Below are 22347 nucleotides of genomic sequence, written 5' to 3' on the forward strand. Positions count from 1 at the left end.
AGGTTCTGTCCGATCTGCTATGGGCGGCCTTCGGGGTCAATCGGCCAAGCGGCGACCGGACTGCCCCTTATTGGCGTCATGTCATGGTCATCGACATTTATCTCACAATGGCCGATGGCGTCTGGTTGTATGAGCCAAAGACCCATAAGCTGCTGCCGCACTCGGCGGAAGATATTCGCAAACAAACCGGGCTTCAGGGTTTTGTAGCGACTGCGCCGCTTAACCTCGTGTACGTCGCTCATGGCGAGCGTATGACCGACGTCTCTCCTGAAGAGCGACGTCTCTACGCGTCGGTTGACGTCGGTTTTATTGGCCAGAACGTCTATCTATTCTGCGCCTCCGAGGGGCTTGCGACGGTATTTCGGGGATCGGTCGATGCTTTGAAGCTCGGTCAGGCCCTGAAACTGCCCGAGCAGCAGTTCGTTACTTTTGCTCAATCGGTGGGATATCCGCGCGCCTGAGGCAGTTCAGATAGGGTTAGACAATTTCCGAAAAACAATCTCACCAACGCAAACCGACAATGCAAATTCATATAGCTGCGTCGGATGTGGACCACAGGATTGGCGGCTTGCCGGTCGTAACCGACGAAGACCGTGGCATCATCAATGAGCACTGATCTCTTGCGTGCCGGCGCAGCGCCAGAGCTAAAGCATTTTCCTTTCGTTTCAAAGGCTTGATCTTGTCACGCGACGGGTTTTAGGCCGGCAGCGGAGATCCCTTGGTCTCGGGCAGGAAGAACGCGGCAATAATTCCCACCACATAGATCGACGCCAGCACCATGGCGGCGTGGCCGAAGCCGCCGAATTGGGTGATCATGGTGCCGGCGAGCAGCGGCCCCAGGAACGCAATGAAACGCGGCCCGTTGAACGCGAAGGCCAGCGCGGTCGCCCGCATGCGGGTCGGATACAGCTCCGGCAGCCAGACCGGCATCCATGTGTATTGCCCGTTGCTGAAGAACGCATTGACCGTCGCCAGCAGCAGCAGCAGCTTCAGATCGGTCGTCCAGAAGAACAGCACCGGCGTCATCAACAGCGCCATGATGAAAAACACAATCGTTACCGGCTTGCGGCCGAACGCATCCATCAGGAAGCCCATGCTGAGATAGCCGAGCACCGAGCCGATCGTGTAGGCCATGCCGGCGTAGCTCGCCCACTGGGCGGCATTGAAGCTTTCCTTGGCGGCCAGCGAACCGATGAACGGCGGCACCCAGGTCGAGATGCCCCAGAAGCCCACCGTGGTCGTCAGCGACATCAGAAACACGACGATGGTTCGCTTGCGCAGCGAAGCATCGGTGAAGAGATCAAACAGCGTGAAGCGCGTCAGCTTTTCGGCCCCCTCGCCGAGCGAGACCCCCGACCTCTTTTGGTCGATCGCCAGGCGCCGCTTCTGGTTGGTTTCCTCCCAGATCTTCGATTCCGGAATGGCGCGCCTGATCCATAGCGTCAGCAGCGCAGGAAGCACCCCAAGCGCGAACATGTAGCGCCAGGCATTCGGGCCGGACTGGCTGAGAAACAGCCAGGTGAACGACGCCAGGAAAAACCCCAGACCGAGCCCGCATTGCATGATGCCGGCCCCCTTGCCCCGGGCGCGATCCGGCCACAGTTCGGCCAGCATGGAACTGCCGGTGGCCCATTCCGATCCGATCGCGATGCCGACCAGAAACCGCAACGCCACGAACGACATCCAGTCGAACGCGAAGGCGCTGAGCCCGGTCGCGATCGAATAGGCGATGATCGCGATCACCATCGTGCGCTTGCGGCCGATATAGTCGGCCAGAATCCCGCCCAGCATGCCGCCGATGCCCCAGCCGAGCAGCGTGATGGCGATAACGGTGCCGATATAGGACGGAATCTGTCCATATTGCGAAGGATCGAGCAGCTGCCGCAGCGCGACGCCGGCGGTCAGAATCAGCGCATAAGTTTCGAAACCGTCGAACAACCAGCCGAGGTTCGAGGCAATCAACGCATTCCATTGCGAACGTGACAGCGCCCTGTACCAAGGGCCATCTACGGCGGAAGTCGTCATCCTTGATCCCCCAAAATTTCTCAAAAAATTGATTCGGTTTAGGTGCGCGCCATCTTGGTTGCGGCGCTTTTCACAGCATTGATGATTTCCGGATAAGCCGCACAGCGGCACAGATTGCCTGCCAGATAGTCCCTGATTTCCTCATCCGTAGGCATCGGCTTTTGCTCCAGCAATTTGTGCGTCATCAGGATGAAGCCCGATGTGCAAAAGCCGCACTGGAACGCGCCTTCCTCGATGAACGCCTGCTGCACCGGGCTCAGCTGCACGTCGTGATCGAGGTGCTCGATCGTCGTGATGGTCTTGCCGTCGACAAACGCTGCCGGATACAGGCAGCCCGACACCGCCACGTCATCGACGATCACGGTGCAGCAGCCGCAGAGACCCTGGCCGCAGCTTTCACGGGCGCCGTACAGATCCAGCCGGCCCAGCAGCTCGACGAGATTTTCATGGGTCTGGACGAGCATCTCGGTCTTGCTTCCGTTCAGCACGAAGCTGATCGCCTTGGCATGCTGATTCATCTCAATCTCCGATCGGGTTGCCGGCCTTGAGGCGGATCGCCCTCAACACGCTTTCGGCGGTCAGCGGCAGGTCGGTCAGGCGAACGCCGACGGCGTCGTGAATGGCGTTGGCGATCGCGGGTGAAACCCCGAAAGTCGCGCTTTCCCCGACGCCCTTGGCGCCGAACGGGCCGCCGCCCTGCTCGGCCAGCACGATGTGGTTCTCGATAGCGGGCGGAATGTCGTGGATGCCCGGGATCTTGTAGTCGGCGAACGAGGCGTTGGTGACCTGACCCGCGTCGAACTCCATGTTCTCGAACATCGTGAAGCCAAGCTGCATGATCGCCGCGCCGGACAATTGGGTTTCCACGATGCGGGGATTGAGCGGCCGCCCCATATCGGCGGCGTTGACCAGCTTGGTCAGTTTCACGTGGCCGGTCTCGGTATCGACCTCGATCTCCACGCCGGTGCCGCCGATCATCCAGAACGGCGTGATGTTGTCGGACATGCCGGAAACCGAGTCGGGCGACTTGTAACCCGGAATGTAGCTGCCGACCCCCATCACGTTGCCCGCCTGCATTCCGTACTTCTTCTTGAAAATCTCGCGGGTCTCGAGATTCGAGCCTTCCGGAACGCCGACGCTGCGGGCCATCGCCTCAAGCTTCTGTTTGGCGTCTTCGGCGGCCAGTTTCACCGCGTTGCCCATGTGAAAGGTCGACCGCGAGCCCAGCGTCGCCATGTCGTAGGGCGTGACGTCGGTGTCGGGATGGATCACCCTGACGCTCTCGGCCTGCACCTGCAGCACTTCGGCGACGATCTGCGCCATCGCGGTGTCGGAGCCCTGCCCCATATCCACCGTGCTCATGTAGAGCGCGCAGCTGCCGTCGGCGTAGATATTGACGAAGGCAACCGACGTCGTGGGCGAGATCGAGGCCTTGAATCCGATCCCCACGCCGCGGCCGCGGCGCACCGTTCCTCCGCCGCGATCGAACGGCGCGGACCAGTTCATCCGCTCGGCGAGCTTTTCCAGCACCAGATCGATCGCGGCGTCCTTCATCGCGGTACCGGTCGCCTGCGGGCGGCCTTCCCGCAGGATATTCATGCGGCGAAATTCAACCGGATCGATGTTCAGTTCGCGCGCGATCAAATCGGTATGGCTTTCATAGGCCCAGACCAGCTGCGGAATGCCGAAGCCGCGCAACGCGCCGGCAGGCGGCCGGTTGGTATAGAGCGAGTAGGACTCGATCGCGACGTTCTCGATGTCGTAGGGACCCGGCGCGGTGAAGCCTGATTTCTGGGTGACGCGCGGCCCGATATCGGCATAGGCGCCGCCGTTCCAATACACGGCGCAGCTGCGGCCGGTGATCTTGCCGGCGGCATCGACCGCGCTCTTGATCCGGAACGTGGTGGCGTGTTTGCTGATGGTGTAGAATTGCTCCTCCATCGTCAGCGACCACTTCACCGGCCGCCTGGTCAGAAGCGCGAGTGCGGCGACCAGCGCCTCCAGCTTGATGTAAAGCTTGGCGCCGAACCCGCCGCCGAGATACGGCACCTTCACCTGCACCCTGTTCTCGGGCCATCCGAGCAGCCGGGCGATCTCGATCCGGACGAAGGACGGAGACTGCGAGGAGGTGTGGATGGTCAGGCCGTCACGCGTGGGCTCGGCCAGCGAAACCATCGGCTCAAGCGGGGTATGCATGACCTGCTGGGTGTGGAATTCATGCTCGAACAGATGCGCGGCACCGGCGAATGCCTTGTCGACATCGCCGCGCCTGAGATGGAAATCGAGCGCGATGTTGGTGTTCTTCTTGCCGTGCAGATGCTTGAGATCGGGGAAAGTGCCGGCCGGCTTCAGAACGTCGTGAACGATGGCCTTCGAATCCATCGCTTCGACTTCGTCGAATACCGCGGGCAATTCCTCGTACACCACCTCGACCAGCTGTGCCGCCTGCTCGGCTGCGTGGGCGTCCCTGGCCAGCGCGACGGCCACCGGCTCGCCGACATGCCGCACCTTGCCCAGCGCGAGGATCGGCTGGTCGTGGAACGCGGGACCGTAATAGGGCTCCGGGATGATCTTCCGGATGTCCTCGCCGGTGTACACCGCAAACACCCCCTCGACCTGCCGCGCGGCGCTGGTGTCGATGCTGACGATGCGGCCATGCGCCACGGTGCTGCGCGCCACCTTCGCAATCAGCATGCCCGGCAAGCGGATGTTGTGGACGTAGTCGGCGCGGCCGGTGACCTTCTCGCGGGATTCGAGCCGGGGAAGCGAACGGCCCACCTGGCCAGCGGGCATCGGCTTGTGAATGGTCATGGCTGGGTCTCTCCAAGGCCGGCCTGCCGCAACGCGCGCCGCACATAGACCCGCACCAGTTCGGATTTATAGGAGGCTGAACCGCGGGAATCGCCGATCACTTCGGCTTCAGCCATGGCGGATTCGCCGGCGCGTTCGAAGGTCGCCTCGTTGACCTTCTGGCCGCGCAAGACCTTCTCGGTCGAAACCAGGCGCGTCAGCTTTTCAGTCGCGGCGCTGATCATGAGCCTGACGTCGCCGATGCTGCCGCCCTCGATGCGCAGCGAGCAGGCGATGCCGAGCGCAGGCCAGTCGTCCGCCGATCGCGTCGTGCATTTGATGTAGCTCGACGACCACCCGGCCTGGGGCGGCACCTCGACGAACGTGATCAGCTCGTCGCGCTTCAGCACGGTCTCGTAATAGCCGCTGAACAGCGCTTCGATCAGGATCTCGCGCTGACCGGACGGGCCGGCGACGATGGCCTTCGCGCCCAGCGACGACAGCACCGGCGGCAGATCCATGTGCGGGTCGCCGTGCGCCAGATTGCCGCCGAGCCGCGCGACATTGCGCACCCGCACATTCGACAGGTGACGCATGGTCTTCTCGATGACCGGCGCCACGCGACGGACCTCGTCCGAGTGCTCGACCTGCGACAGGCTGGCCATCGCGCCAATCCGCAGGCTTCCATTGCTGCCGCGTTCGATGCGCGAATAATCCGCTTCGACCTTTTGCAGGCTAACGAGGCGGCTCGGACGAAAGACGCCCGACTTCATCATCAGCATCAGGGCGGTGCCACCCGAAATCGGCCGGACTTCCGGGTCTTCCGCGTCGAGCAGAGCGATTGCTTCGTTCAGCGTCTTCGGCTCCGCCAGCTCGAACGATATCATGTTGCGCTCCCGGCGTTGGTGGCCTGGAATTTGGCCTGGATGCGGGAGGCGAACTGGCGCTCCATTTCCTTGGCCTTTGATTTGAGAACCGGCTGGCCGAGGCTGCCAAGCTTGCCGGTCAGTGCGACTTCGAGTTCATAATTGACCGCGGTACCGCCATCCTGCTCCTCGAGATTGCCAGTCGAGGTCGCGGTGAGGCGCCCGACCATGCCGATCGGTGTGCCCTCCACCCTGGCGACCACGCGAACGGGTTCGTCCAGTTCGACGATCTCCACGGAGACGGCGAATCTGAACTTGATGTAGGCCACCCTGGTCTCGAGCGTCGCGGTGTAGTGACGGTCGTCGATTTCGACGAGGTCCTGCACGCCATCGACACATGATGCGAAGAAATGCGCATCGCGCAGCTTCTCGAACACCGCCTGCCGCGGCGCCGGAACGTCGATCCTGCCGGTGAATTTCATGCGCTGACCTTTTCGAGCAGCATCTGGATCTCGTCGGCAATCCGCAGCGGAAGCTCCAGAGGGGTCAGATGGCGGCCGCCGGCAATGACGTTCAGCGTCGAGCCGGGTACCCCGTCGTGGATCGCTTTGGCCATCTCGACCGGCGTCGCCTGGTCCTGTTCGCCGACGGCGACCCGGGTCGGCATCCGGAGCGCGCCAAGTTTTGCGCGCAGATCGAAGGCGCCCATCATCCGGCAGGTTTCCGCATAGGCCTTCGGGTCGGTTTTCACGAAGGTGGCAATGGTCCGCTCAACCACGTCGGGGTGCTGCGCCCGGAAGGCGTCGCCAAACCAGCGGGTCTTCTGGAATTCGACGAGGCTTGCCATGCCGTCGGCAACGCCGCGCTGGGCTCGTTCTTCCCACTGCTTCGGTGCATTGGCGCCGTACCACGCCGTGGTGTCGAAAAGTCCGAGGCCCGCCGCCCGCGACGGATACTTCGCCGCAAATGAGATCGCGACGCAGCCGCCCATCGATGCGCCGGCGATCACCGCCGAGGGCCAACCGATGCCGTCCAGCACGTCGGCAAGATCGTCGGCGAACTGCTCGACGGAATAAGGTCCGGGCGGCTTGCCGGAGGCGCCGTGGCCGCGGCAGTCGATCGTCAGCACGGCGGCCTTGTTCGACAGGATGTCGACGACTGGCCGCCAGAACTCGCCGTCGAGCGCCAAGGAATGTATCAGTGCGACCCGGCGATGTTGGCTCGCTCCGGTCACGGCATATGAAATCGAAGTTCCGTCGCGAACGGCGAGGGACGCCCGATGCATGGTTTGAGAATTCACCTGTCGATCCGATCCAGATAGCAGTGAATACCGCCAGCTTCGCCGCGGCAATGTCCAGCCGTTCTGACGGATCAGGCGTGGCGGCTCAATCGACAAATTCTAACAGAGGTATTAGAAACGCTAATACCCAGCCGGATCGTGACTCCATGCGAAAGAATTTGCCAAGCCTGTCAGCACTTTATGCCTTCGAGGCGACAGCCCGTCACCTCAGCTTCAGCCGGGCCGCGATCGAACTGAACCTGACGCAAGGCGCGATCAGCCAGCGCATCCGGGCGCTGGAGGAATTCCTCGGCGACAAACTGTTTATCCGCGAAAACAATACAATACGGCTGACCGAGACCGGCCATGAGTATCTGCGCTCGGCGCGAAACGTGATCACCGAGATCATGGTCGCGACCGACCGTGCCATCGGTCGCCACCGCGGCGACGAACTGACGATCGGTTGCCTCGGCACCTTCGCGATCAAATGCCTGATTCCGCTGTTACCGAGCTACCGCAAGAGCAATCCGGATGTTGCGGTGCGCCTGCGCACATTGGTTCCGTTCGGCAACGCCCTGCACGAGGACTTCGATGTCTCTATTCGCTACGGCCTCGGCGACTGGCCGGGGATGGCGACCTGGAAGATCAATGAGGAGGAAGTCTTTCCGGTCTGCAGCCCTCGACTGCTGCGCGGGGCCCATCCGCTCCGCGTTCCCGGCGACCTGCGCTACCACACCCGCATCCACACCTCGTCCCCCCTGATCTTGCGGGACGACTGGCCGTTGTGGCTGGAAGAGGCCGGAATTCCGCAAATTTCCGCGACCAACGAAATCTCCTGCGATCTGCTCTACCCGTCGTTTCAGATGGCGATCGAAGGCATGGGCGTGGTGATGGGGCGCAGCGCCGTGGTAAAATCCGATATCGCCACGGGTCGGCTGGTCGAACCGTTTGCGATCCGGCTGCCGTCTCCCTTGGCCTATCATATCGTCACCGAGGAGCATCGCGCCAAGCTGCCGAAGGTGAAATCGTTTGTCGACTGGCTGCTCCGCGAATTCAAACAGACGATGAGCGAAGTGCCGCGCAGCAGAAATCGCTGAAGCCGGCGCTATGGCGCCCACAGCTGAGCGAATTGCTCGGCAACGACGTACCCGTAGCCCAGTTCGCGCGTGGTGATGCCCATGTCCAGCGAGAACTGGCTCATGCCCGCAACAAAGCCCTTGGAGATCGACGCGTCGTAGTACGGCAGATCCCGCCGGATCAGCGTCTCGATCAACGCGGCTTCCGATTTTGGAAACAGCTTGTCCGCCACTTTGGTCGCCAGCGTGACATCCCGGCGCAAGGCCGCCTGCGCCCTGACCACGGCACGTATCGCGCCTTGCGCAGCAGCGGGATTGCGGCTGATCAGTTGATCGGTCGCGGCCAGCGACGCCATCGTGTAGTCAAAACAGCCGCCGGGACCGTCGCCCCGGCGGACATCGAGGACGACGGTACCTACGCCACGGCTCAACGCCACTTCCGCGCCCATCCCATTGGCCCAGAAGCCGTCGATCTGACGCGCCTCAAGCGCTTTCGCTGCGTTCAAGCCAAAATTGACACTGATCTGGCCAGGTGGACTTGGCACCGGCGCGATATCCACACGATCGCGCTGAACGTCAATATTGGCTTCCCTTAACAATCGCCTCAGTCCAAGCTCGACCCAGGGTGCGGCTCCAATCTTTCGTCCCTTGACGGCGTCGATGTCGCCACGCTTCACATCGTAGTCGGCGTGCATGACCAGGAACCAGTACATCCCCTGGGCCTGCGCACATAACAGCTTGACGCCATCCCAATTGGGAAAAGCTGCGACGGCGGAATGAGCCGAGCCGCCGACGAAATCGACTTTTCCGGCCTTCAAATGCGCGTAGGCCTTGTCGACGGGAAAGACGAGTTCGATTTCGGCATCGATCCCCTCCTCCCTGAAGCAACCCAGTTCGACCGCAGCCACGACAGGAAAGTAGGAATTCGAAATCAGATCAGGGACGGCAATCTTCATCGGGCGCGACCTTTCGATTGCATGGGCGGAGAGGATTAGCTGAAGTCGTAGCTCAGAATACCGAAATCGTAGGAAACAGGTATGATTTAGGCTACCGGGCCTTTGCGGCCGCTTGTTTCGGCGATGGCGGCGCGGCCCATTCCTGGTCGGCTCGGGGCCCGTTCGGATCACCCGTCAGTCCTACCAGCTGCCCCGGCAACACATCGTTGGATTGCCGCCACATCTGTGTGGAGCAGAGCAACGCCAGCATGCATCCCTTGAGCGTCAGCCGATCTGACGACTCGCGCCACAGCGCGACCGAATACGACTTACCGTTCTCTGCATTGTAAATCTGCCCCTCAAATCGCCCCTCTGGCGTCGGCTTCAATCCCATGATCAGCTGATGACCGAGCAGGAAGCGCAATCGCTTGCCTTGATCCGGGTTATTGCCGTCGCGGTAGGGCTGCCCTCTTGCATCGGCGGGCTCCTTCATCCAGACGATATAGCCGCAAACACGCTCAAGGGTCGGTCCGCAACGTTCGAGCCGAACGCGGGCGCGCCCATCTTCGATCACCCAGGTCCCGCTTGGGTCCACCGGGCTCGCGACCACGGCGCGGCAAACCGCAGCCGCCAGGGCGGCGGCGACTGCGATACGCAGTATCATTCGAAGAATCGCTTTCATTCTAGCTCCATTCGGTTGCTTCGATTTTTTTGGAGGTGATTTTCGGTTACGCTCACCTACATGGTCTTGGCGCGCGGCTCCGATTTTAGTCTGCGGTAGCATTGGTGAGCGCGCCATATGGCTGTTGCGGACATATCGCCGGCAAACTTGGATCCGGCCACTATTCCATGAATGGGCCCACGCGGGACCCGTTAAAGATTCCGTCAAGCGAGAAGCTCGTTAGAGGCTCTTGTCCACCACTGGCTAACGAGAGCGAATGAAGAAGCCGCAAGGCTGTCCGGCTGATGGGTTTCCAAATCGTCCCGGCCAAATGCGAGTCTTTCATCTCGGTGGAAAGAGGCGGATCTTCCAGTTCGATCTCGAGCGGCCTCACCACGTCGACGGACGGATTGACGCTCCTGCTAAGGGATTGCTCACGGGCCGCGCGGCTTGGCTTTCGCTGGCTGATGGTTACCAATCTGCGCTTCGGCGCGACGTTAGCGCTTATCTTTGAGCTACTGTCGCGAGGGCCAGCACGAAGCCCAGCGGGACCGTTCGTCGGCTCAGCCTGTCCAGCGGACGACGACAATCCTGCCCTTTCATCGTTGCGCTGTTCAACAATGCGAACATCAGCGCTCGCCACCGGTCCGACTGCGCCGGAACCCCCTGGCGGGCCCTTGGCCAGAACCGCCTCTGCTTGTGTTGGCGCGGTCGGCACCTCAAAGCTGACGGCTTCTCTTGGGTCGAGCGTCGCATTGGCGGCCGCTCCCGGCGCCTTTTCGATCAGAATGTAGTGATACGTGACATAAGAACTGCTGACCGTCGCCAAGACAGAAAGAAAAATTTCCAAGAGAAGTTTGGAGACATATTTCCGCATGATCGGCCTCTATTTCTGCTTACCGTAGGCCCGCATGACGATCGCGATGACCGACAAAAGACAATTCGGGAATCGCTCCGATGATATTCCGCATCTCGATCGATCTGCCCGTCGCTATGTCCTCCTACCGTGCGGGGGCTCTTCTCCAGGTCCCCGACTTGCAAACCAGTCCGCTCATGACGCAGCCGGAAGTCCTGAGAGCAGTCCCTTCAATTAATATCCTGCTGTAGTAGACTGATCCGTCATAGGCGGCTTTGCCGCTCCAGGACGTTTTCCCGTCCGAACGCATATCGAAGAACAAATGCTGCCCGAGCTTGGCTCGCGTGTCGGCTCCAGGTTTCACCCAGACGATGTCGCCGCAAGTCGCCTCGCCGCAGGGCTCGAACTTGACCCGCATTACGCCTTCATCGGACTCCCAGGTCCCGATAATTTCTTCCGCAAGACAATCCTTCGCGGTCAATAAGAGTGCCATCACGACAAGGTACATACTCAATCGAGTCATCTTATTCTCCAATGTTGATGCTTCCGATTAACGAAGGTGCATATCGCTCAGGATCGACGGCAGACTGCGCGCAATCAGATCAACGACAGCTCGGTGCAAATTTTCGTCTCGCAAATCGACCGTGCCGAGAGAGAATCTCTGGTCGACTGGCGAGCTTGGGCCGCCCAGTTTGAAGTTTGTCGCACTGTCGATTGGCGGAGCGACCATCTTTTCGATGACGTCGAACGTCTTCCCATCGACAACCCGGATCTCATAAAGTGCATGTATCTGGCTGTATGTTTGCAGCACTGTCTTGTACGTGATGATGCCAACGCCTTCGACCTTTCGGCTCCCTCCCCCGAAGTTCATCTTCGCTTTCGTGATGACGATATAGGCGTCGAGGCCTTGAGGGGTTACTTCCGTTTCGACAAGCTTCTTAAAGGGATCACCACGCACGAGGTCGAGCGGCTTGATGGGAGATTCGGCGATGGCCGCGAACGTCGTGCGCGGGTAATTCACCGGCTTCACCTGAAACCGACCGGCGAGTGCCGCGGTGGTCTGCTGCACGATCAGGTCATCAAGGCCCCAAGGCCCAATCGGCAAGCTGCGACTGCTGTTATTGAGACCGGTGAGCCCCCCTTTCGCGAAGGTGAATTTGTCTCCTACTGCCGCGATGATGCCAACGGTTTTGATGGCCTGCAGCTTCGCCTCGCGGCTCTCGAACACTGCGCCGGCGGCGTTGCTAAGGAGAAGCAAGATGGTCGTAGCAAAAATCACGCGTTGATTGGTTCTGCGCATGGCCGCTATCTTATTTTGAAGTCGAACGAATAGGATGCGCCAATCCCGACGGTGGTCTGATTCGGCGAGCCTCGAAGGGTCACAAGCGGACTATGCGCCGAATCCCCAAGCAGCCTTTCGTATTCGACATAGGCATGCACTTCCCATTGCGGATTGAATCGATAGGAAACCTGACCGCCGAAGCCGAACGAGTGCGCGCCGCCCTTGGCGTCAAACATTGGCAGCCCGGAAGACAACGCCTGTATGCCTTCGACGCTGAAATAGGGCGCCGTGGCTTGCGTGCTTTCCCAGGTGAAGCGCGGACCCGCCGAGACGATAAGTCGTTGGATCACCGGCACGATGAAATCAGCGGAGAGGTCGGCAACGGCGCCGTGATGGCCACCTATGCCCTGCCGCAGCTCGCCACGCGTGCGAAACCAGTCGACTGGGTAATATTCGACGAAGCCGCCGAGTTCGACCGTGGCTTTGACGTCACCCAATCCGTTCAGTTCGGAATAGTCGAAGCTCTTGCGGCCCGGCACAAATTTGGCAGCGGGGCCGGCTCTAGGTCTCCAAAGTCAATCAGCGCGATGCTTGCGCTGTCGCGCGGACCGCGAAATTGCTCTGCGGCACCGGCCCGCCGAATGGAAAAAATCGGAACCGGACTAAGCATCCAATTCTTCGAGCCCTCGAAAGCAGGTCCGTATTGACCCCCGATGCCAACCATCCCCGTCCAGGTCCCTGACACCGGCGGCAGAACAGGCAATTCATAGGGAGGGGCAGGTAGCGTAAACGCCGGCTCGGCGAATGCGGAATAAGACAAGGACGTGGTCGCGCCAAGTGTGGCAGGCAACGCAGCCAAAAGAACTCGGGGCGCGCCGCTTCCTAAAGACCGGAGAACGGCTTGGACGCTATGCTTCATTTTAGGGCCTCTGACCCCCACCTTGGACGGGATCGACTGGTGTGGCTTGGACCTTCAAAAAGGCCCGCCAACATTGCCCCAAGATTGCCCTTGCCGAAGACGGCCGAAGCTGCCGAAAATACCTCCAATGGGCCGCGAGAGTGATCCGAGGTCCCCAAAGCCGCACCAACGAACATTGCCCCAACATTGCGCAACGAAGCCGTTACCAGAACGTTTTGGCGAGACGATGCGGTGCGCAATCTTCCGCGGCTTGCGTTTGCGGAGCCCATTGCCGTAAAGCGGAGGTATCCGACGAACCATGCGTCGAGATCCGGCCTGACGGGGAGCGTTGCGATCCCAGGATCTATCGACTGAGCAGAGCAAGGAAGATCAGAGTGCGCTCCCTCGTGATCGAAGACGAACCGCAGATTGGGGCCTATCTCAGCCGTTTGCTAAGAGAGATACACAGCATCGTCGACGTTGTCGGCTCCATCGTCGATGCTCAACAAGCCCTGAAAAACTTCAAGTATGATCTGGCGATCGTCGACCGGATGCTTCCCGATGGAGATGCCCTCGCGATTGTGACGGCGCTGAGCCAATTGCCCGAAAGACCGGCAATCATCATGCTGACGGCGAAGGATACCAAGGAGGACGTGATCGACGGCCTGAACAGCGGGGCAGACGATTATCTCGGCAAGCCGTTCGAGCCACAGGAATTCATCGCCAGGGTGCGCGCTGTGCTGCGGCGGCCCCGGCTCCTCGTTCCGCAAATGTTGTCGTTCGGAAACGTCGAGCTGCATCTCGGCAGCAATGAGGCCGTTGTGGCCAACAACAAAATTCTGCTGCGGCGGCGCGAGGCCCTAATCCTCGGAGCCTTGCTGATGCGGCGGGACCGAGTTGTCACGCGCGCTGCGCTGATCGAGGAAATCTACGGATTCGATGACGAGATCGAATCCAATACGCTTGAGGCGCAAGTGTCTCGGCTCCGCAAGAAGCTGGCCGAGCTTGGAGGCGATGTTGAAATTCGCAGCATGCGAGGGATCGGCTATATTCTCAGGATGGCACGACCCCGATGAAGTCAATCACCAGGACCTTGGCGCTTTCGCTCGGTATGGCCGCCGCAGCAATCTTCGCTGTCATGCTCGGCATTGTGATCTGGGCTCCCTTAATCGGCGAAGGCGACCTAACCCGTTGCCAGGTCGCCGCCACCATTCTCGATCGCGCAACGGTCGTCGACCCCGGCCGGACCTTAAGCGTTCGCTCCACCAGCAGTATCGAGGAACTGAAGTCCAACAGTCCCAATCTTTGGTACGTCGTATCCTCCGGTAACGTATTCAATGAGTTCGGAGGCGATCGCAGACCGCCATTGCCTTTCTCGCTCCCCTATCCCGGGCTGATCGGCTTTTCAATTCTTAAAACGTTGGATCAGACGAGCACTTTTTGCCTGGCCGCTATCCCAAGAGGTCCTTCCCGACTGGTGATGATGATCGGAGGTGCCCAACCCGAACTCGGCCAAGTCGGGACTACGTTCGTTGTTCGTAATAGCTTCCCGATCGCGATTGCGGCGCTGGCCTTCGCGTCGACGGTTGCGATTGGCGCGTTCCTGTCCGCACGCTTCGTGTCCCGCAGCATTGGGCGCGTCACGAAACTTGCAGTCGCGATCAATCCGGCAGCACCGCATGGGTCAATTTCACTCAACGACGTTCCTGTAGAGCTCAAGCCGCTGGTCCAGGCTCTTAACCGCGCTTTCGATGAGATTGACGCCTACATCCAGATGCAGCGCCGCTTTCTTGGCAATGCGGCTCATCAGCTCCGGACACCGTTGACCCTGCTACGGGCGAAAATCGAGGATGTGACCGAACCTGCATTAAAGGTGGAGTTGATCGGCGACGTTCGCCGCCTCACCTCGCTGGTCTCCGCCATGCTCGACCTGGCGCGACTGCAAAATCACACCATCGAAAAGCGGCCGATCGATCTCGCCGCCGTAACGCTGGATGTGCTTGCGGATTTCAGCCCATCGGCGTTGGATGCCGGCATCGAACTCTCCCTGGAGCAGGTTGAGGAACGCCCCACAGTGGTGCGAGGCGTTGAAGCCGCGGTTCGGAGCGCCTTGGCTAATCTGGTTGGCAATGCCCTGATGCACGCGCGCGGCGCTCGACGCATTACGGCGGTCCTTGGTCGTGGGAGCGTATCGATCAGGGACGACGGGGCCGGCCTTTCTTTTGGCTCCGAAGGAAAGCTGATCGAGCCGTTTCAAACCAGCAGCCCCGCAGGAGATAGCGCAGGGCTCGGCCTGTCGATCGTTCAAGAGATCATGGCCGCCCATGGAGGGAAACTGATCATCGCTTCAATCCCGGGTCACGGCACAACGGCCAGCCTCTGCTTCTCAGAAGAAGCTGCGAGCGCGCAGAACTAGTCCAATTTCTAAGCTGCGATCACCGAGCGGGCCCCGGCACTTCCGGCAGCGCTTCGAGATGACACGCGACGAACTGGCCGTCTCCGGTCAGTCGAAGCTCCGGCTCCTCGCTCCGGCAGCGGTCGAACACGAATGGGCAGCGGGTATGGAAACGGCATCCGCTGGGCGGGTTGATCGGGCTCGGCACGTCGCCCTTCAGGATCATGCGGGTGCGGGCGGCCCCGGGTTCCGGTACCGGCACGGCCGAGAGCAAGGCTTTGGTGTAGGGATGCCTGGGCGCGCTGAAAATCTGTCGTCTGGGCGCCATCTCAACGATCTTGCCGAGATACATGACGGCGACACGGTGCGTCATGTGCTCGACGATCGCCAGATCGTGGCTGATGAAGAGCAGCGCGAGGCCGAACTCCTGCTGCAGATCCTGCAGCAGGTTGACGATCTGCGCCTTGACCGAGACGTCGAGCGCCGAGACCGCCTCGTCGCAGACGATCAGTTCGGGTTCTGCCGCGAGTGCCCTTGCGATGCAGATGCGCTGGCGCTGACCGCCGGAAAATTCGTGAGGCCGGCGGTTCAGCGCGTCGCGTGGCAGGCGCACGGTGTCCAGCAGCGCCACCACCCGCGCCTCGAGTTCGGCGGAAGATCCGGCGAGGCCGAAATTGCGGATCGGCTCGGCCAGGATATCGCGCACGCGCATGCGCGGATTGAGACTGGAGAACGGATCCTGGAACACCACCTGCACGCGGCGGCGCATGCTGCGCAACCCCTGGGGTGAAAGACCGTCGATACGCTGGCCATCCAGCACCACCTGGCCAGCGGTGATGTCGAACAGCCGCAGGATGGCCCGGCCGACCGTTGATTTGCCGCAGCCGGACTCGCCTACCAGAGACAGGGTCTCGCCACGCTCGACCTCGAACGACACGCCGTCGACGGCATAGACCCAATTGGACTTGCGGCTGAACAGGCCGCCGCGAACCGGAAAATGCTTCTTGAGGTCGTTGACCTGGAGCAGCGGGGCACTCATGCCGCGGCCGCGTCCTTCGGCGCGTAATGGCAGGCGGCGATGTGGCGCGGCCCCTTTTCCTCGAGACCCGGCGCGACCTCGCGGCACAGATCGGTAGCGAGCGAACACCGCCCGGCAAAGACGCAGCCCTCGATACGCTGCTTGAGGCTGGGCACCTGCCCGGGGATCTCGGCGAGGCGCCGCGCCGTGCCCGTGAGGGAGGAACCGAGCTTGGGCATCGCGCCGAGCAGGCCCTGCGTGTAGGGATGACGCGGAGAGCGGAACAGTTCGGCCACCGGCGCCTCCTCAACCTTGCGGCCGGCATACATGACCATGACACGCTCGGCGATTTCGGCGACCACGCCGAGATCATGGGTGATCAGAACGATCGCCGCACCAACGCGGCGCTTGAGGTCCAGCATCAGGTTGAGGATTTGCGCCTGGATCGTGACGTCCAGCGCGGTGGTTGGTTCGTCGGCGATCAGGAGCTTCGGGTTGCAGGCGAGTGCGATGGCGATCATCACGCGCTGGCGCATGCCGCCCGAGAGCTGATGCGGATATTCACGCACGCGCCGCGCCGGCTCCGGGATGCCAACCAGTGTCAGCATCTCGACGGCGCGCGCCTCTGCGGCCTGCTGATCGAGCTTCTGATGCACCCGCAGCGTCTCGCCGATCTGACGGCCGACGGTCAGCACCGGATTGAGGCTCGTCATCGGCTCCTGGAAGATCATCGAAATGTCGTTGCCGCGGATGGCGCGCATCTCGCGCTCCGACAGTTGCAGCAGGTCCTTTCCCAGGAACCGGATCGAGCCCGCGATCTTGCCCGGGGGCTCCGGGATGAGCCGCATCAGCGACATGGCCGTGACCGACTTGCCGCAGCCGGATTCACCGACGATGGCCAGCGTCTCGCCTTCGCCGACATGGAAGGAGACGCCGTCGACCGCCCGGTTGATACCCTCAGGGGTACGGAAATGGGTCTGCAAATTCTGGACTTCGAGCAGTGCCATCGGATCAGAAGCTCATTCCCTGGGCTGGTTCACCGAGTGAATCAGCTTTCGTCTGTTATGCCCATCGCATTCTTGACGTTGAAGCGTTCGAATTCGCCTGAAGTTCTCTACAGGCTCTTGGCCATGCGGGGATCGAGCGCGTCGCGCAAGCCGTCGCCGAGCAGGTTGACGGCGAGCACGGTGACAGACAGGAACGCGGCCGGAAAGAACACGATGTAGGGCTTCACCTGCCACAGCGCCCTGCCCTCGGCCATGATGTTGCCCCAGGACGGAATGGTGGGTGGCGTGCCGGCGCCGATGAAGGAGAGGATGGACTCCACGATCATGGCGCTGGCGCAGACATAGGTTGCCTGGACCAGCATCGGCGCCAGCGTGTTGGGCAGGATATGGCGCAGAATGATCATCGGCGCTCGCGTGCCGGAGGCGACGGCAGCGTCCACATAGGCCTGCTCGCGCAATGACAGCACGACGCCGCGCACCAGACGCGTCACGCGCGGGATTTCGGCGGCGGTGATGGCCATGATGACGTTGCCGACGCTGCCGCGTGTCAATGCCATCAGCGCGACGGCGAGCAGGATCGGCGGGATCGACATCAGCCCGTCCATGAACCGCATCAGGATACTATCGGCCCATCGCACGAAACCCGAGACGAGGCCGATGGTGAGCCCCGCGAACGAGGAAAGTACGGCCACCGAAAGGCCTACGGTGAGCGAGACCCGTGCGCCGTAAAGCACGCGTGAATAGACATCGCGCCCCAACACGTCGGTACCGAACCAGAAATCCGCCGACGGCGCGCGGGTCCGCTTGGCAGGGGCCAGCGCGGTCGGGTCCACGGTGCCGAGATAGGGCGCGAAGATTCCCATCAACACCAGGCAGAGCAGCAAGGCACCGCCGATCGCCACGGTCGGATTGTTGCGCAGGAAGCCGGACAAACCGCGCCGGATTTTCACCGGCAGCAGCAGGTCCGGCAGTTGCTGCGCGATCACAAGGCCCGGTGGCACCGGCATGCGGCTGGTGGTCGAAATGGTCAATAGCGGATCCTCGGGTCAATCAGGGTGTAAGTGAGGTCGACCACCAGATTGACAAGCGTATAAAGGAAGCTGAACATCAAGACGATGCCCTGGATCACCGGGTAATCGCGACGCAGGATCGCATCGACCGTCAGGCGGCCAAGGCCCGGAATGGCGAACACACTTTCGGTCACCACCGCGCCGCCGATCAGCAACGCAATGCCGATTCCGATCACCGTCACGATCGGAACGGCGGCGTTTTTCAGCGCATGAACGAACAGGATGCTGCGCTGCCCGAGGCCCTTGGCGCGGGCGGTGCGGATATAATCCTGCTGCAGCACCTCGAGCATCGAGGCGCGGGTAATGCGCGCGATCAGCGCGATGTAGACACCGCCGAGCGCGACCGCCGGGAGGATCAGGTTCGCCAGCCATGGCCAGAAGCCCTGGGCCAGCGGCGTGTAGCCCTGCACGGGAAACCATTCGAGTTCCAGCGCGAATACATAGGCGAGCAGGTATCCGACAACAAAGACCGGAAGCGAGAAGGCGAACACGGCGAAGGCCATGATGGTGCGGTCCACCCAACTTCCCGCCTTCCAGGCCGCCACCACGCCAAGCGGCACCGCGATGACGATGGTGAGGACCAGGGTAATCGCCATCAGCGAAAGCGTCGGCTCGATGCGCTGGGCGATCAGCGCGGCGACCGGCAGGCTGGTAAAAATCGACGTGCCGAGATCGCCGTGCAGGATGCCCCAGAACCAGGTCCCGAACTGGACCAGAAACGGCCGATCGAGGCCGAGGCTCTGGCGAATCCGCTCAACGTCCGCGGGGCTCGCCTGGTCGCCGGCGATCACCGCCGCCGGATCGCCCGGCGCAATGTAGAGCAGACTGAAGACGAACAGCGCGACGATTCCCATCACGGGCAAGGTCGCCAGAACGCGCCGGAGGACATACGAGACCATGTGGGTCACCGCACCGTCATGCGGTCTTCGATACGCCCCAGAAGAACGGCAGCGGTCCCTTCACGATGCCGGAGATGTTCTTGCGCCAGGCCGTATAGCTCAGGAAGAAGCCGGTCGGCGCATAAATGACGTCCTCGAGCGCAGCCCGGTTGAGACGATTGATCGTGGCCTTTTCCTCATCGAGGCTCTTGGCGTCGAACCAGGCCGTAACTTCCGTCTCCACCCTTGGGCTTGTGGGCCAGCCAAACCACGCCTTGTCGCCATTGGCCCGAATGGCGGTATAGGCGGCAGGATTGAGACAGTCGGCGCCGGCGTGCCAAGTGTGGAACATCTGCCAGCCGCCCTGGCCTGGAGGTGTCTTCTGGGCACGGCGAGAACCGACCGTGCCCCAATCGGTGGCGACGAAGTCGACATTCATACCCAGACGCTTCAACAAATCCGCCGTGACATCGCCCTGTGCTTTGGTGATCGGTTGATCCTGCGCCACGATGCATGAGACCGGCTGCCCCGCATAACCGCTCTCGGCCAAGAGCTTCTTGGCGCCTTCGAAGTCGCGCTTGCCCTTCAGGATCTCGCCGCCCTCTTCGGTGTAAAGCGGCGTATCCGGCGTGAAGAAGCCCGGCAGCGGCTTCCACAGCGCGGTATCATCCCCGACCACCGCGCGCATATAGTCTTCCTGGCTCAGCGCCATGAGCACGGCTCGGCGCGCTCTTACATCGTTGAACGGCGGGTGCAGGTGATTCATGCGGAATGAACCGACATTGCCGAGCGGGTCGGCGATGTCGACGCTGATGTTGCGGTTTTTCTTGAGTAGCGGCACGAGATCGGAGATCGGATTCTCCCACCAATCGACCTCGCCGTTCTGCAGCGCGGCCGCTGCCGTGGCCGGATCCGGGATCACCACCCATTCGACGCGGTCGACAAGTATCTGCTTGCCGCCGGCGAGCCAGGATGGCTTCTCCTGCCGTGGCACGTAGTCCGTGAATTTTTCAAATACCGCCTTTGCACCCGGCACCCATTCGCTCTTGGCGAACTTCATTGGACCCGAGCCGATATATTCGGTGATCTGCTTGAAGGGATCAGTCTGGGCGATGCGCTCCGGCATGACGAAGCTGCACGGCGAGTTGTTCTTGGCCAGTGCATAAAGCAGCTTCGGATAAGGCTGCTTCAGCACCCATTTGAAGGTTCTGTCGTCGACGGCGGTCAACTCGTTCTGGATCGCCTTGATCATCAGCCCCATGGGATCACGAGCGGACCAGCGCGCCAGGCTCGCCACCACGTCCTTGCTCAGGACCGGCTCGCCATCGTGGAACTTCAGCCCCGGCCTGAGGCGGAAGGTCCAGACCAGGCCGTCATCGGAGACTTGCTCGGACTCGATCATCTGACGCTGCGGCTGCAGCGCGGCGTCGAGACCGTAGGGGGTGTCCCAGACCAGCGCGGCGGCGTTGCGCACCACATACTGGGTTCCCCAGATCGGATCGAAATTCGCGAGGTTGGCCTGCGGCACAAAGCGCAAGGTGCGCGCCGCGGCGCCTTGAGAAAGGGCCGGCATCGAAACGCCGCCCGTCGCCGCCAGGCTGCCTGCCCCGGCCAGTCCCTTCAACAGAGTCCTGCGATCCATAGAGCTCTCCCAGTCTCGAATGACTATAGCGATTGCGCTTGAAACGAGCCAGTCAGACCGACGGCCTCACTCCCCTTGCTTGCAAATGGTATGCCAGCGCCGTCCCGCTGGCTCCGAAAAGATCCGGCCAGGGCGGGCATTTTCGAGCGATCACTTTCGGATCACATCACAATCCGGCCTGGCCTGCGAGTCGCTTGAATTTCGATGATTGCTGCGGATGCCACCAGCGACCGCCAATCACGACGCCTTCGGAGACGATCTTGCGGTCGCCGTTGAGGTGCTCGCCGACGACGTCGACGTAGTCGAATTGGCCTTGCTTGATCGAGATCAGGGTGGCGTCTCCGACACTCCCCGGCTTGAGGCTGCCGAGTTCGGGACGCCGCAGCGCCATCGCCGCATCGACCGTCGAAGCCTTGACCACATCGGACAGCGGCATCCCCATGCACAGGAACTTGGACATGGTCGTCACCTGATCGAAGGCCGGACCGTTGATGCACAGAGTATGGACGTCCGAGGAGATGGAGTCCGGATAGAAGCCGTTGGCGAGCATCGCCCGCGCGGTCTTGAAGGCGAAGGAGCCCTTGCCGTGGCCGATGTCGAACAACACGCCGCGCTCGCGCGCTTCCAGCACGACCTTTTTCACCGTGCCCTGCGCGGTGGCGGGCGTATTGGGAAACGGCCGGAAGGCATGGGTGAGCACGTCGCCCGGACGCAGGCGAGCGAGCACCTCCTCGTAACTCGGCGGCGGATGGTCGATATGCGCCATCAATGGCATGCCAACCTGCTCGGCGACCTCAAGCGCGATTTCGAGCGGCACGATCCCCGAGGTGCCCGAGGAATGACGGCCGACCCGCACCTTGATGCCAACGATGAGGTCGCGGTTTTCGTCCGCGACCTTGACGGCGTCGATCGGATTCATCAGCCGGAGTTCCTCACTCTCGCCGACCATGACCCGATCCGAGAAGCCATAGATGCCGGCATGCGAGACGTGCAGATAGGCCAGAATGCGGACCTGGCTCGGCTCGATCACGTGCTTGCGAAAGCCCGCGAAATTACCCGGGCCGGCGCTGCCGGTGTCGATCGCCGTGGTGACGCCGGAGCTGCGGCAGAACTCCTCGGCGTCGATGCCGAGCGAGGTGCCGCCCCAATAGACATGGGTATGCAGATCGATAAGGCCCGGAGTGACGATGTAACCGGACACGTCGCGCACGTCGGTAGTCGGATCGACCTTGAGCTCGTTTCCGACCTTGACCACCTTGCCGCCGGCAAAGGCGACATCCGTCACGGCATCGAGCTTCTGGGAGGGGTCAATCACCCGACCACCGCGCAGGACCAAATCGACAGGCATTGCAATCTCCTGATGTGACAGGGAAGGAAGCGGCGGGAGCGGTCAATCGCGCAGGGGCATGCGTTGCCGCGCGCGGCGCATCGGATCGGGCATCGGCTGGACGACAGCTGCGCGATCGCCGCTGCCTTGGTTCGTCCCGATCAGGACGGCACCAACGGTGAGAAGGCGGCTCATGCGACCATCATTTCGGGAAATCAACATCTCGAGGTCTCGCCTCGCCGCGCTGCGGTCCGGAAAGCCGGGGAGCGCACGAAGCGAAGATGATCAATGTTAGCAAGTTTCGCGCCACCACGTCGAGAATTGCGGGATGCCGAGGTGCAG

General features: G+C 61.7%; 23 protein-coding genes. 4 read left to right on the forward strand and 19 right to left on the reverse strand.

The window, feature by feature from the left end:
- Nucleotides 1–461: nitroreductase family protein (locus tag E8A46_RS26905; RefSeq protein ID WP_291567688.1), on the forward strand; the 461-nt coding region annotated here is incomplete at its 5' end.
- 235 nt (nt 462–696) lie between these two features.
- Here E8A46_RS26905 and E8A46_RS26910 read toward each other — a convergent pair.
- The 6 genes from E8A46_RS26910 to E8A46_RS26935 are packed head-to-tail and all read right to left on the reverse strand — an operon-like array spanning nt 697 to nt 6966.
- Nucleotides 697–2025: an MFS transporter gene (locus E8A46_RS26910; RefSeq protein ID WP_291567689.1), complete on the reverse strand. Its 1329-nt coding sequence runs from the start codon at nt 2023–2025 to the stop codon at nt 697–699.
- Nucleotides 2026–2063: 38 nt separating this feature from the next.
- Entirely contained in the window at nt 2064–2543 is a 480-nt protein-coding gene (locus E8A46_RS26915; protein WP_291567690.1) for a (2Fe-2S)-binding protein, read from the reverse strand.
- 1 nt (nt 2544) lies between these two features.
- Nucleotides 2545–4836, reverse strand: coding sequence for a xanthine dehydrogenase family protein molybdopterin-binding subunit (locus E8A46_RS26920; protein WP_291567691.1), 2292 nt, complete (start codon nt 4834–4836; stop codon nt 2545–2547).
- Complete coding sequence (locus E8A46_RS26925; protein WP_291567694.1) at nt 4833–5702, reverse strand: xanthine dehydrogenase family protein subunit M; 870 nt, start codon at nt 5700–5702, stop codon at nt 4833–4835. Before E8A46_RS26925 ends, E8A46_RS26920 begins: the two co-directional genes overlap by 4 nt.
- Complete coding sequence (locus E8A46_RS26930) at nt 5699–6163, reverse strand: carbon monoxide dehydrogenase subunit G (protein ID WP_291567696.1); 465 nt, start codon at nt 6161–6163, stop codon at nt 5699–5701. The genes E8A46_RS26925 and E8A46_RS26930 overlap by 4 nt, the downstream gene beginning before the upstream one ends.
- Entirely contained in the window at nt 6160–6966 is an 807-nt protein-coding gene (locus tag E8A46_RS26935; protein ID WP_291567698.1) for an alpha/beta hydrolase, read from the reverse strand. Before E8A46_RS26935 ends, E8A46_RS26930 begins: the two co-directional genes overlap by 4 nt.
- A 161-nt stretch (nt 6967–7127) precedes the next feature.
- Between E8A46_RS26935 and gcvA the strand changes: the two genes are divergently transcribed.
- Complete coding sequence (gene gcvA / locus E8A46_RS26940; RefSeq protein WP_291567699.1) at nt 7128–8057, forward strand: transcriptional regulator GcvA; 930 nt, start codon at nt 7128–7130, stop codon at nt 8055–8057.
- Nucleotides 8058–8065: 8 nt separating this feature from the next.
- On the opposite strand, the gene E8A46_RS26945 is transcribed toward gcvA, so the two are convergent.
- The 6 genes from E8A46_RS26945 to E8A46_RS26970 all read right to left on the reverse strand — a co-directional run bounded on the left by E8A46_RS26945 (nt 8066) and on the right by E8A46_RS26970 (nt 12309).
- On the reverse strand, nt 8066–8992 hold the full coding sequence (locus tag E8A46_RS26945; protein WP_291567700.1) for an ABC transporter substrate-binding protein: 927 nt from the start codon (nt 8990–8992) through the stop codon (nt 8066–8068).
- Between the two features lie 91 nt (nt 8993–9083).
- Nucleotides 9084–9653, reverse strand: coding sequence for a DUF2147 domain-containing protein (locus tag E8A46_RS26950; protein ID WP_291567701.1), 570 nt, complete (start codon nt 9651–9653; stop codon nt 9084–9086).
- A gap of 160 nt (nt 9654–9813) precedes the next feature.
- Nucleotides 9814–10509, reverse strand: a complete 696-nt coding sequence (locus E8A46_RS26955) for a hypothetical protein (RefSeq protein WP_291567702.1) — start codon at nt 10507–10509, stop codon at nt 9814–9816.
- A 124-nt stretch (nt 10510–10633) separates the two neighbouring features.
- On the reverse strand, nt 10634–11011 hold the full coding sequence (locus tag E8A46_RS26960; RefSeq protein WP_291567703.1) for a DUF2147 domain-containing protein: 378 nt from the start codon (nt 11009–11011) through the stop codon (nt 10634–10636).
- Nucleotides 11012–11038: 27 nt separating this feature from the next.
- Complete coding sequence (locus tag E8A46_RS26965; RefSeq protein WP_291567704.1) at nt 11039–11788, reverse strand: hypothetical protein; 750 nt, start codon at nt 11786–11788, stop codon at nt 11039–11041.
- Between the two features lie 5 nt (nt 11789–11793).
- Nucleotides 11794–12309 carry a MipA/OmpV family protein gene (locus E8A46_RS26970; RefSeq protein ID WP_291567705.1) on the reverse strand — a complete coding sequence of 172 codons (516 nt, stop codon included), beginning with the start codon at nt 12307–12309 and terminating at the stop codon, nt 11794–11796.
- Between the two features lie 754 nt (nt 12310–13063).
- Here E8A46_RS26970 and E8A46_RS26975 point away from each other — a divergent pair.
- Together E8A46_RS26975 and E8A46_RS26980 are read left to right on the forward strand one after the other, a co-directional pair.
- Complete coding sequence (locus E8A46_RS26975) at nt 13064–13744, forward strand: response regulator transcription factor (RefSeq protein WP_291567706.1); 681 nt, start codon at nt 13064–13066, stop codon at nt 13742–13744.
- Nucleotides 13741–15084 (forward strand): HAMP domain-containing sensor histidine kinase, encoded by a 1344-nt coding sequence (locus E8A46_RS26980; protein ID WP_291567707.1) that lies wholly within the window; start codon nt 13741–13743, stop codon nt 15082–15084. The genes E8A46_RS26975 and E8A46_RS26980 overlap by 4 nt, the downstream gene beginning before the upstream one ends.
- Nucleotides 15085–15103: 19 nt before the next feature.
- Here the strand turns inward: E8A46_RS26980 and E8A46_RS26985 are convergent, their stop codons facing one another.
- The 7 genes from E8A46_RS26985 to E8A46_RS27015 all read right to left on the reverse strand — a co-directional run bounded on the left by E8A46_RS26985 (nt 15104) and on the right by E8A46_RS27015 (nt 22227).
- The gene (locus E8A46_RS26985) at nt 15104–16102 is read right to left on the reverse strand and encodes an oligopeptide/dipeptide ABC transporter ATP-binding protein (RefSeq protein WP_291567708.1); all 999 of its coding nucleotides are present in this window, start codon (nt 16100–16102) and stop codon (nt 15104–15106) included.
- On the reverse strand, nt 16099–17088 hold the full coding sequence (locus E8A46_RS26990) for an ABC transporter ATP-binding protein (RefSeq protein WP_291567709.1): 990 nt from the start codon (nt 17086–17088) through the stop codon (nt 16099–16101). Before E8A46_RS26990 ends, E8A46_RS26985 begins: the two co-directional genes overlap by 4 nt.
- A 107-nt stretch (nt 17089–17195) precedes the next feature.
- Nucleotides 17196–18095 carry an ABC transporter permease gene (locus E8A46_RS26995; protein WP_291567720.1) on the reverse strand — a complete coding sequence of 300 codons (900 nt, stop codon included), beginning with the start codon at nt 18093–18095 and terminating at the stop codon, nt 17196–17198.
- A 20-nt stretch (nt 18096–18115) separates the two neighbouring features.
- Complete coding sequence (locus tag E8A46_RS27000; protein ID WP_291567710.1) at nt 18116–19057, reverse strand: ABC transporter permease; 942 nt, start codon at nt 19055–19057, stop codon at nt 18116–18118.
- A 16-nt stretch (nt 19058–19073) separates the two neighbouring features.
- On the reverse strand, nt 19074–20678 hold the full coding sequence (locus tag E8A46_RS27005) for an ABC transporter substrate-binding protein (RefSeq protein ID WP_291567711.1): 1605 nt from the start codon (nt 20676–20678) through the stop codon (nt 19074–19076).
- A 166-nt stretch (nt 20679–20844) separates the two neighbouring features.
- Nucleotides 20845–22026: an amidohydrolase/deacetylase family metallohydrolase gene (locus E8A46_RS27010; protein ID WP_291567712.1), complete on the reverse strand. Its 1182-nt coding sequence runs from the start codon at nt 22024–22026 to the stop codon at nt 20845–20847.
- A 42-nt stretch (nt 22027–22068) separates the two neighbouring features.
- Nucleotides 22069–22227 carry a hypothetical protein gene (locus E8A46_RS27015; protein ID WP_291567713.1) on the reverse strand — a complete coding sequence of 53 codons (159 nt, stop codon included), beginning with the start codon at nt 22225–22227 and terminating at the stop codon, nt 22069–22071.
- Between the last annotated feature and the right edge of the window lie 120 nt (nt 22228–22347).

The sequence above is a fragment of the Bradyrhizobium sp. genome, from assembly GCF_004799445.1.
GTDB lineage: Bacteria > Pseudomonadota > Alphaproteobacteria > Rhizobiales > Xanthobacteraceae > Bradyrhizobium.

Coding starts and splice junctions, on each gene's coding strand:
- E8A46_RS26910 (WP_291567689.1), bottom strand. CDS start 2,025: ATGACGACTTCCGCCGTAGATGGCCCTTGGTACAGGGCGCTGTCACGT.
- E8A46_RS26915 (WP_291567690.1), bottom strand. CDS start 2,543: ATGAATCAGCATGCCAAGGCGATCAGCTTCGTGCTGAACGGAAGCAAG.
- E8A46_RS26920 (WP_291567691.1), bottom strand. CDS start 4,836: ATGACCATTCACAAGCCGATGCCCGCTGGCCAGGTGGGCCGTTCGCTT.
- E8A46_RS26925 (WP_291567694.1), bottom strand. CDS start 5,702: ATGATATCGTTCGAGCTGGCGGAGCCGAAGACGCTGAACGAAGCAATC.
- E8A46_RS26930 (WP_291567696.1), bottom strand. CDS start 6,163: ATGAAATTCACCGGCAGGATCGACGTTCCGGCGCCGCGGCAGGCGGTG.
- E8A46_RS26935 (WP_291567698.1), bottom strand. CDS start 6,966: ATGCATCGGGCGTCCCTCGCCGTTCGCGACGGAACTTCGATTTCATAT.
- gcvA (WP_291567699.1), top strand. CDS start 7,128: ATGCGAAAGAATTTGCCAAGCCTGTCAGCACTTTATGCCTTCGAGGCG.
- E8A46_RS26945 (WP_291567700.1), bottom strand. CDS start 8,992: ATGAAGATTGCCGTCCCTGATCTGATTTCGAATTCCTACTTTCCTGTC.
- E8A46_RS26950 (WP_291567701.1), bottom strand. CDS start 9,653: ATGAAAGCGATTCTTCGAATGATACTGCGTATCGCAGTCGCCGCCGCC.
- E8A46_RS26955 (WP_291567702.1), bottom strand. CDS start 10,509: ATGCGGAAATATGTCTCCAAACTTCTCTTGGAAATTTTTCTTTCTGTC.
- E8A46_RS26960 (WP_291567703.1), bottom strand. CDS start 11,011: ATGACTCGATTGAGTATGTACCTTGTCGTGATGGCACTCTTATTGACC.
- E8A46_RS26965 (WP_291567704.1), bottom strand. CDS start 11,788: ATGCGCAGAACCAATCAACGCGTGATTTTTGCTACGACCATCTTGCTT.
- E8A46_RS26980 (WP_291567707.1), top strand. CDS start 13,741: ATGAAGTCAATCACCAGGACCTTGGCGCTTTCGCTCGGTATGGCCGCC.
- E8A46_RS26985 (WP_291567708.1), bottom strand. CDS start 16,102: ATGAGTGCCCCGCTGCTCCAGGTCAACGACCTCAAGAAGCATTTTCCG.
- E8A46_RS26990 (WP_291567709.1), bottom strand. CDS start 17,088: ATGGCACTGCTCGAAGTCCAGAATTTGCAGACCCATTTCCGTACCCCT.
- E8A46_RS26995 (WP_291567720.1), bottom strand. CDS start 18,095: ATGCCGGTGCCACCGGGCCTTGTGATCGCGCAGCAACTGCCGGACCTG.
- E8A46_RS27000 (WP_291567710.1), bottom strand. CDS start 19,057: ATGGTCTCGTATGTCCTCCGGCGCGTTCTGGCGACCTTGCCCGTGATG.
- E8A46_RS27005 (WP_291567711.1), bottom strand. CDS start 20,678: ATGGATCGCAGGACTCTGTTGAAGGGACTGGCCGGGGCAGGCAGCCTG.
- E8A46_RS27010 (WP_291567712.1), bottom strand. CDS start 22,026: ATGCCTGTCGATTTGGTCCTGCGCGGTGGTCGGGTGATTGACCCCTCC.
- E8A46_RS27015 (WP_291567713.1), bottom strand. CDS start 22,227: ATGTTGATTTCCCGAAATGATGGTCGCATGAGCCGCCTTCTCACCGTT.